The organism is Micrococcus sp. ACRRV, assembly GCF_022346985.1.
GTDB lineage: Bacteria > Actinomycetota > Actinomycetes > Actinomycetales > Micrococcaceae > Micrococcus > Micrococcus porci.
Window position 1 is genome coordinate 1 of the sequence record NZ_JAKRNH010000103.1, and the last position, 8,675, is coordinate 8,675.

Here is an 8,675-nt window from a genome sequence, read left to right on the forward strand (position 1 = left end):
CCCCCGCACCCCAGAGGCCCTCGCTACGCTGGCCCCATGACGCAGACCTCCGCCGCCCCCGCCGGGCAGACCTTCGCCCTGGCCGACGCCGTCGAGCTCGTCGAGGTGGTGCGCAGCGGCTTCGTGGAGTCGCGCACGGCGGGGGCCGCCGTCGTCACGGGGCCGGACGGGGATGTGTTGGCCGCCCTCGGCCCGGCCGACGCGCTGATCTACCCGCGCTCCACGCTCAAGCCGTTCCAGGCGATCGCGTCCCTGCGCCAGGGGGCGCGGCTGGAGGGCGAGGCGCTGGCCATCGCATGCGGCTCGCACACCGGCTCCGAGGCGCACCAGCAGCTGGCGGCGCGGGTCCTCGCAGACCACGGCCTCGCCCCGGAGGCGCTGCAGTGCCCGTCCGTGCTCCCCGAGGTCGCCGGAGAGGTGGCCCGGCTGGCCGCGCAGGCCGGCACCGCGGAGATCGCCACGCCGCTGGCCTACAACTGCTCCGGCAAGCACGCCGGCTTCCTCGCGGCGTGCGCTGCCTCCGGGCACGACGTCGGCACCTACCTGGACCCGGAGCACCCCCTCCAGCGGGAGGTGGACGCGGTGATCGCCGAGTACTGCGGCGAGCCGGTCGCGCACACGGGCGTGGACGGCTGCGGAGCCCCGGCGGCGGTGGTCTCGCTGGCCGGGCTGGCCCGCGGCATCGGCGCCGTGTCCGGGGCGCCGGGCCGGGAGGGCGCGGAGCCGCACGCGGCGGCCGTGGCCCGGGCGATGCTCGCGCATCCGTGGGCGGTGCACGGGCCGGGGAAGGCGAACACGGTGGTCATGGAGGAGCTGGGCCTGGTCGCCAAGCTCGGCGCGGACGGTGTCATGGCGATGGGCGCCCCGGACGGCACCGCCGTGGCCGTCAAGGCGCTCGACGGCGGCACGCGCGCCGGCAACCTCGTCGCCCTGGCGCTGCTGGGCCGCTTCGCGGCGGACCAGGTCGACGCCGGACGCCTGGCGGAGGTCTCCGCGCGGGTGGCGCCGAGCATCCTGGGCCGCGGGGCACCGGTGGGCGAGGTGCGCCTGGCCGCGCCGGTGCGTCAGCTGGTGGGCGCGTGACCACGGGCTCGGTCCCCAAGCGGCGGGTGCCGGTGGTCGAGGGGCACGCGGCCCTGACGGCCTGGGCCCGCGCGCACGCGGAGGACCCGGCCGCCGCGGCCGCGCTGCCGCGGAGCACCCGCGCCACCGCGGTGCGGTTCGCCCTCGAGGAGCTGGCGACGCGCGCCCCCGGGAACTCCGTGGAGGTGCGAGTGCCGCCCTTCGGCGTCGCGCAGTGCATCCCGGGGCCGCGGCACACCCGCGGCACCCCGCCGAACGTGGTGGAGACGGACCCGGTGACGTGGCTGTCCCTGGCCACCGGCCTGCTGACCTGGGACGACGCGCGGGCCTCCGGGGCCGTGCGCGCCTCGGGCGTCCGCGCAGACCTCGCCGGGCACCTGCCGCTCCTGCGGCCTTAAGGCATCCCCCGGCAAAGGCGGCGGTGGGGACCACGCCCCCGCCCGGCGGGTGGAGCGACGAGAGCGACCCCGGCTTCAACGAGGCGTACACGGGTACACCACCGAGGTGCAGGGCCGCCGCCGCGAGCGCCGCGGCGAAGCAGGAGGAGATCCGGCTCGCCGTCATTCACGCCACCTGCAACGAGCGCACCGACCCGACCCAACGCCTCGGCGCCCCGGAAGCCGGCTGCCAGGCCGCGCTGGTGACTGGCCAATGTCGGCTCGCTGAACGAACGGATATCTTCCGTGAAGACCTACGGCGCACAGACCCGATTCTGGGAGGACGCAGGCTTCCTTGGACGCAGCTTCACGACGAGGGACAACTGGTCCGATCTCCGGGCGTACACGATTCGAATCGGGCTGACGTGGAATGACCGGATCAGCAGCTGGGAGCGAGTCTGACCCACCGCGGGGAGCACCTGCACGCGCACCAGCGGATGGGCGTGCAGGTGCCCCCTTTCCTTCCAGTTCGCGCTTCACCATGGAGGTCCCTCGTGCGCCCCGATCCTCGTCCATTCCGCCTCGCCGTCATCGCTGGCATCGCACTCAGTGCGAGCGCGTGTGCCCAGTCCGGCGCGCCCGACGTCCAGCCCGACACGTCGGCGACGGCTCACCTCGACCGGGAGCGTGGGCAGGTCGTCCTCGCCGTCGACGACTACTCGCTCGACCATGACAGCGAGCAGCTCATCGGTCAGGCGCGACGCGTCATCATGCGCACCTGCCTGAATTCCAAGGGCGTGAACGGTCTCGCCCCCACCGCCACTTCGAGCCCCTCCGAGGAGCGTCCCTACGGACTCTGGCGCACGGCGAGTGCGGCGCAGAACGGCTACACCATGCCGCGCCCCGCCAGCACGGAGGCGCCTCCACTCGGCGGACAGTGGAGCGAAGAATCAGACCCCGCGTTCAACACGGCCTACGACGCCTGCAACGAGATCGTCCGGGATGATCTTGACTCCGTGACGCCCCCGGAGACGGAGCGGACGACCGCCATGGACATCAGAGACGATGCGTTCAACCTGGCCAGCGCCACCCCGGAATGGAAGGAAGCGCGGAAACAGTGGCACGACTGCCTCACATCCCGCGGCCTCACGCCGCGAACGGATGACAACGCATGGTCAAGTGAACAGGGGTTCGGGATCCTTACCACCGCGGATCCGCAGAACCCTTCACCCGCCGCCAAACAGGAGGAGATCCGCATCGCCGTCATCGAGGCCACGTGCAACGAGCAGACACAGCTCACCCAGAGGCTCGGCGACCTCGAGGCCGGCTACCAGGCCGCCCTCATCAAGGGCAAAGAAGCCCAGCTCGCCCAAGAGAAGGCCGACAACCAGAAGTTCGTCGACGCCGCCCGCGCCTACCTCGCGAGCCACCAGTGAGTGCGACCGCGCCTCAGCGGGCCGGGAGCCGCATCGCCCATCCGGGCCGCCTCGCCGCTGTCGGCCTGCTCGTCCTGGCCCTCCTGGCGGCCTCCTTCGTGGCGGGACGGTTCTTCCAGCCGCCCACCACGGCGGACCCCGCAGCGGTGGCTCGGCCAATCGACGTGTGGGCCGCCGTCGAGCAGCGCGCTGTGGACACGACCGCGTCCTTCGCCGGCACAGTCGCCGCGGGGAAGACCCGCAGCGTGGCCGTCCAGGCGGAGGGGCCCGCCGTCGTCCTGCGCCTGACAGCCAAGCCGGGGGAGAGCGTCCGGCCCGGGGATGTGGCCGGAGAGGTCTCCGGCGTCACCTACGTGTTCCGGGCCGAGCCCCTCGCCCTCTACCGCGACCTCACCGAGGGCGACGAGGGCGAGGACGTCGCGTCCCTCCAGCGGGCGCTCCAGAAGGCGGGCCACGCCACGGACACGGACGGCGTCCTCGACTCCGGCACCGCCCGGGCCCTGCGCGAGCTGTTCGCCGAGGCCGGTGACCCCCTGCCCGAGGACGCCCCCGTGACCGTGAGCTGGCATCAGTTCATCCCGTTGGGGAAGGACGGCGCGCAGGTCACGGCCGCGGCCGGCGTCGTCAGCGCCCTGTACCCGGCATGGGTGGCCAGCCGCCAGCGGCCGGCGGACGCGCTGCGAGGCTGAGCCCGACGCCGCCCGGCGGGGGCCCGTGACGCGGCTCCGTGCGGCGCCCGGGTCGTCGATAGACTGGACCCCATGACCTCCGGCCCCGAGCGCAGCACCCCGTCGGCCCCCCAGCAGCAGGAGTACGTCCTGCGGCGGGCACCCCGCCTCTCGGCCGCGGTGATCGTCTCCGCCCTGGTCGGCGTCGTGCTGGCCCTGCTGGGCACCGCCGCCGTGCACGCCGGGCCGCAGCCGCCCGTGGACCCGTACTCGGGGATGCCCCTGAGCTTCGCGTCCACGTTCGGCTACATGGTGGTCGCCGCCGTGCTGGCGTGCCTCGTGCTGGGCCTGCTGGTCTGGCTCCTGCTGGACCGCCGCTCGCGCCGCACCCAGCGCACCGTGCTCCTCGAGCGCACCGACGACCCCGCCGCCGCAGACATGGCCCTCCCCCGCCCCGAGGCCGCGGCTCCCGCCGCGCGTCCCGCCGCGGACCCCTCCGATGGAAGGACCCCCGAGCAGTGATCTCCGCTCGCACCCGACGCGGCGACGGCCGCCTCACCGCAGCCCTCGACCCCCAGGAGGCCGGCCCCCAGGACGAATGCGGCGTGTTCGGCGTGTGGGCGCCGGGCGAGGACGTCGCCAAGCTGACCTACTACGGCCTGTACGCGCTGCAGCACCGCGGCCAGGAGTCCGCGGGCATCGCCGCGTCGGACGGCAAGCGCATCGCCGTCTACAAGGACATGGGACTGGTCTCCCAGGTGTTCGACGAGCCGACCCTGGCCGCCCTCACCGGCCACGTGGCCGTCGGCCACTGCCGCTACTCCACCACGGGCGTGAACAAGTGGGCCAACGCCCAGCCCACCCTCGGCGCCACCGCCGACGACGGCACCGTCGCCCTGGCGCACAACGGCAACCTGGTGAACTCCGCCGAGCTGCTGCGCATGGTCGAGTCGAAGGAGGGCGCCCACACCCTCGGCGAGATCAAGCAGGGCAACACCACGGACACCGCCCTGGTCACCGCGCTGCTGCACGGCGAGAAGGGCGTCTCCGTCGAGGAGACCGCCCTCGAGCTGCTCCCGAAGGTCCGCGGCGCGTACTGCTTCGTGTTCATGACCGAGCGCACCCTCTACGCCGCCCGCGACCCCCACGGCGTGCGCCCCCTGGTGCTCGGCCGCCTCGAGCGCGGCTGGGTGGTGGCCTCCGAGCAGTCCGCCCTGGCCACCGTCGGCGCCTCCTTCATCCGCGAGGTGGAGCCCGGCGAGATGATCGCCATCGACGAGGAGGGCATCCGCTCCACCCGCTTCGCCGAGGCGACGCCGGCCGGCTGCGTCTTCGAGTACGTCTACCTGGCCCGCCCGGACGCCGCGATCAACGGCCGCTCCGTGTACGAGTCCCGCGTGGAGATGGGTCGCCGCCTGGCCCAGGAGCACCCGGTGGACGCCGACGTCGTCATCCCGGTGCCCGAGTCCGGCACCCCCGCCGCCGTGGGGTACGCGGACGCCTCCGGCATCCCGTTCCGCCAGGGCTTCGTGAAGAACGCCTACGTGGGACGCACGTTCATCCAGCCGTCCCAGACGCTGCGCCAGCTCGGCATCCGCCTCAAGCTCAACGTGCAGCCGTCCGTCGTGGCGGGCAAGCGCGTCGTCGTCGTGGACGACTCGATCGTGCGCGGCAACACCCAGCGCGCCATCGTGCGCATGCTGAAGGAGGCCGGCGCCGCCGAGGTGCACGTGAAGATCTCCTCCCCGCCCGTGAAGTGGCCGTGCTTCTACGGCATCGACTTCGCCACCCGCGCCGAGCTGATCGCCAACGGCGCCGGCGTCCAGGAGATCGCCTCTTCGATCGGCGCGGACTCGCTGGCGTACATCAGCGAGGAGGGCATGATCGCCGCCACGGAGCAGCCGCGCGAGCGCCTGTGCACCGCCTGCTTCACCGGCACGTACCCCATCGAGCTGGCGGACGAGAAGGAGCGCGGCAAGGCCGTGCTCGAGAACGGCACCCCCACCGCCGAGGCCACCGACGTGGTGTCCGAGGACGGGACCGTGACCACCGTGGCGTCCACCGGCTGCGAGCCCGGCCCGGACTCCGAGGACGAGAAGCTGCTCACCCAGACCGACAGGACCCCGCTGTGACCGACGCCCCCCGCACCGAGACGCAGACCACCGACGCCCTGGACGCCCCCCTCACCTACGCCGCCGCCGGCGTGGATGTGGAGGCCGGGGACCGCGCCGTGGAGCTCATGAAGGACGCCGTGAAGGCGACGCACACCGCCGAGGTGCTCGGCGGCGTCGGCGGCTTCGCCGGCATGTGGGACGCCTCCGCGCTCACCGGCTACCGCAAGCCGCTGCTGGCCACGTCCACGGACGGCGTGGGCACCAAGGTGGCCATCGCTCAGGCCCTGGACAAGCACGACACCATCGGCCAGGACCTCGTGGGCATGGTCGTGGACGACATCGTGGTGGTCGGCGCCAAGCCCCTGTTCATGACCGACTACATCGCCTGCGGCAAGGTCGTCCCCGAGCGCGTCGCGGACATCGTGCGCGGCGTGGCCGAAGGCTGCCGCCTGGCCGGCACCGCCCTGGTGGGCGGCGAGACCGCCGAGCACCCGGGCCTGCTGGCCGTGGACGAGTACGACGTCGCCGGCGCCGCCACCGGCGTGGTGGAGGCGGACCGCGTGCTCGGCGCCGAGCGGGTCCGCTCCGGCGACGTGGTGATCGGCATGGCCTCCTCCGGCATCCACTCCAACGGCTACTCGCTGGTGCGCCGCGTGATCAACGCCGCCGGCTGGCAGCTGGACCGCGACGTGGACGAGCTGGGCCGCACCCTCGGCGAGGAGCTCCTGGAGCCCACGCGCATCTACACCCGCGCCTGCCTGGACCTGATGGACTCCCTCAACGGGACCGAGGGCGGCGCGGACCTGCCCCTGCGCGGGTTCTCCCACGTGACCGGCGGCGGCCTGGCGGCGAATCTGGCGCGCGTGCTCCCGCAGGGCGTCATGGCGACCGTGGACCGCGGCACCTGGGCGCTGCCGCCCGTGTTCCGCTTGGTCGGCGAGCTGGGCCGCGTGCCCCAGGCCGATCTGGAGCGCACCCTGAACCTCGGCGTGGGCATGGTGGCCGTGGTGGCCGCCGACGCCGCCGACCGGGCCGTGGCCGCGATCGAGGCGGCCGGCATCCCGGCGTGGGTCATGGGCGGGATCGGCGAGGTCACCGAGCAGGCCCAGGCCGCCGGCAAGGACTACGTGCAGGGCGCCAAGGGCGTCGACGGCGGTGCCGTCCTCATGACCGGCGCCTACGCCGACTGACCGCCCCTCCCCCGGCCCCGAACGCTTTCGTTCGCGAGACAGACGGCGCGTCGCCCGCTTTCGTTCGAGAAGCGGACGGCGCGCCGTGCGCCGTCGTACGCGATGTGAACGACCCCGCTCAGCACGCGTACACGCGACCGCCCAGCCGCCGCCGGTGCGCCTGGACCTCCGCGACGACCCGCCGGAAGTCGTCCCGCGCGTCGTCCACCGTGGCCACGATCTGCGCCCAGCCCGCCCGCTCCCAGCCCTCGTGCCGCCGCGCGTCCACGGCCCGCTGGGCGGGCTCGAGGTGCGAGGCGCCGTCGTAGTGGACGACCAGCCGCCACATCCGCCACCCCAGGTCGGCGTCCGGCGAGCGCTCCCGCCCGGGGTGCAGCACCAGCTGCAGCTCCGGCTCGGGGATCCCCGCGTGGACGAGCGCCAGGCGCAGCGCGGTCTCCTGCGGGGAGTCCGAGCCCACCCGCACGGCCTCCAGCGCCCGACGCGCGGTCCGCACTCCCTTGAACCGCCCCGCCCGGTCCAGAGCGGCGGCCAGCCGGGCCGGCGTCGTCCGCGGTGCCGAGCGGCCCTGAGGCGTCCAGGGGTGGCGCACGACGGCGTCGCCCGCCGCCACCACCGGGTCCACGAGGCCCGGGGGCACCAGCGACGCGAGGTCCGCCCAGGTGCGCTCCAGCGAGGTCACGCGGATGCCGTGCAGGCTCGTGACGTCCGCGGCGGGCACGCTCCTGGCGTGGGAGGTCACCTCGAGCCGTCCCGATGCCCCGCGCGCGTGCGGCCGGGAGACGTGCACCGTCCCGTCCTCGGCGAGAAAGGGGGGCAGCGGCACCCCGTGCAGGAGCAGGGCCGTCAGGTGGGAGGCGACGCCGCCCGCGGCCTCGACGATCGCGGCCGTCTCCTCCGGGGCGAACGGCGCGGGCGGACACCGGTACCCGAGGACCGACCAGTCCCCCGCGGGATCGGTGGCGAGCCGGTGCACCCCATGGGTGACCCTCCGGACGTCCCGGCAGCGGACCCGGTGCCCGCCGAAGCCGGCCGCGCGCAGGTCGGACCGGGTGAAGAGGCCGAGGGGCGGTGGCCCCTCCGCGCGGATGGGCAGGGGTGCACTGCCGAGGACGTCGGCGAGGGACTCGAGTGCCATACCCCCAGCCTGCGGCGGGCGCTTGCCCCGCCGCCGGGCCTGGGCAGGGGTCGGTGGACGGCGTGCCTGCCCCACGCCCCTGTGCAGGACGGTTCCGGCGCCTCAGGCCGTCAGCGCGCCCCGGGCGACGCCGGCAGCAGGGGCCGGGCGGCCAGCACGATCAGCGCGATCACCGTGAGGATCAGCAGCCCGTCCACCGCGACGTAGGCGTAGTGCCAGAGCGACCCGCCGTCGTCGACGCCGGCCAGGACCATGTCCGTGCGGCGGTTCAGGAAGGGGCGGATGAACACCGCCTTGACGGCAAGCAGGCCCGCGGCGGTCAGGCCGCCGAGCCAGAGCCGACCCGGACCGGGCGCGGTGAGCTCGCGCGGCCGACCGAGGGACTTCGCGAGGGCCACCAGCAGCACGACGGCGAGCACCGCCTCCACGAGGTTCATGGCGAAGAAGACGCGGCGTCCGATGCCCAGCCCCAACGGAATCGTGATGCCGGGCGCCGTGAACTTCAGGGGCGCCTCGATCAGCGAGATCCCGACCAGCAGGCCGAGCCACACACCGGGGACGGCGAGCAGGAGGGCCCGGGCCCCGCGCGGCCCGCCCACGACGACGGCGTTCCCCGCCTCACGGGGTGCCGCGCCGAGCAGGGGGCGCGGCACCCCGTGAGGCCGGTCT

Annotated in this window: 9 protein-coding genes; 7 read left to right on the forward strand and 2 right to left on the reverse strand. The window is 74.3% G+C overall.

The window, feature by feature from the left end; all coding sequences use genetic code 11:
- Window positions 1–36 precede the first annotated feature (36 nt).
- The 7 genes from MHY29_RS09915 (at window position 37) to purM (ending at window position 6,868) form a co-directional block, all read left to right on the forward strand.
- On the forward strand, window positions 37–1,083 hold the full coding sequence (locus tag MHY29_RS09915) for an asparaginase (RefSeq protein ID WP_239240814.1): 1,047 nt from the start codon (window positions 37–39) through the stop codon (window positions 1,081–1,083).
- On the forward strand, window positions 1,080–1,481 hold the full coding sequence (locus MHY29_RS09920; protein WP_239240817.1) for a sterol carrier family protein: 402 nt from the start codon (window positions 1,080–1,082) through the stop codon (window positions 1,479–1,481). The genes MHY29_RS09915 and MHY29_RS09920 overlap by 4 nt, the downstream gene beginning before the upstream one ends.
- Before the next feature lie 533 nt (window positions 1,482–2,014).
- Complete coding sequence (locus tag MHY29_RS09925) at window positions 2,015–2,896, forward strand: hypothetical protein (RefSeq protein ID WP_239240820.1); 882 nt, start codon at window positions 2,015–2,017, stop codon at window positions 2,894–2,896.
- Complete coding sequence (locus tag MHY29_RS09930; RefSeq protein WP_239240823.1) at window positions 2,893–3,585, forward strand: peptidoglycan-binding protein; 693 nt, start codon at window positions 2,893–2,895, stop codon at window positions 3,583–3,585. The genes MHY29_RS09925 and MHY29_RS09930 overlap by 4 nt, the downstream gene beginning before the upstream one ends.
- A 72-nt stretch (window positions 3,586–3,657) precedes the next feature.
- On the forward strand, window positions 3,658–4,086 hold the full coding sequence (locus tag MHY29_RS09935; RefSeq protein ID WP_239240841.1) for a hypothetical protein: 429 nt from the start codon (window positions 3,658–3,660) through the stop codon (window positions 4,084–4,086).
- On the forward strand, window positions 4,083–5,696 hold the full coding sequence (gene purF / locus MHY29_RS09940; RefSeq protein ID WP_239240844.1) for an amidophosphoribosyltransferase: 1,614 nt from the start codon (window positions 4,083–4,085) through the stop codon (window positions 5,694–5,696). Before MHY29_RS09935 ends, purF begins: the two co-directional genes overlap by 4 nt.
- Window positions 5,693–6,868 carry a phosphoribosylformylglycinamidine cyclo-ligase gene (gene purM / locus MHY29_RS09945; protein WP_239240847.1) on the forward strand — a complete coding sequence of 392 codons (1,176 nt, stop codon included), beginning with the start codon at window positions 5,693–5,695 and terminating at the stop codon, window positions 6,866–6,868. The genes purF and purM overlap by 4 nt, the downstream gene beginning before the upstream one ends.
- Window positions 6,869–6,986: 118 nt before the next feature.
- Here purM and MHY29_RS09950 read toward each other — a convergent pair whose 3' ends face one another.
- Window positions 6,987–8,006 (reverse strand): hypothetical protein, encoded by a 1,020-nt coding sequence (locus MHY29_RS09950; RefSeq protein ID WP_239240850.1) that lies wholly within the window; start codon window positions 8,004–8,006, stop codon window positions 6,987–6,989.
- A gap of 110 nt (window positions 8,007–8,116) precedes the next feature.
- Window positions 8,117–8,675: hypothetical protein (locus MHY29_RS09955; RefSeq protein ID WP_370643507.1), on the reverse strand; the 559-nt coding region annotated here is incomplete at its 5' end.

Bases quoted from the DNA above. Each gene is read 5' to 3' on its own strand.
- MHY29_RS09915 (WP_239240814.1), top strand. From the start codon at position 37: ATGACGCAGACCTCCGCCGCCCCCGCCGGGCAGACCTTCGCCCTGGCC.
- MHY29_RS09935 (WP_239240841.1), top strand. From the start codon at position 3,658: ATGACCTCCGGCCCCGAGCGCAGCACCCCGTCGGCCCCCCAGCAGCAG.
- MHY29_RS09950 (WP_239240850.1), bottom strand. From the start codon at position 8,006: ATGGCACTCGAGTCCCTCGCCGACGTCCTCGGCAGTGCACCCCTGCCC.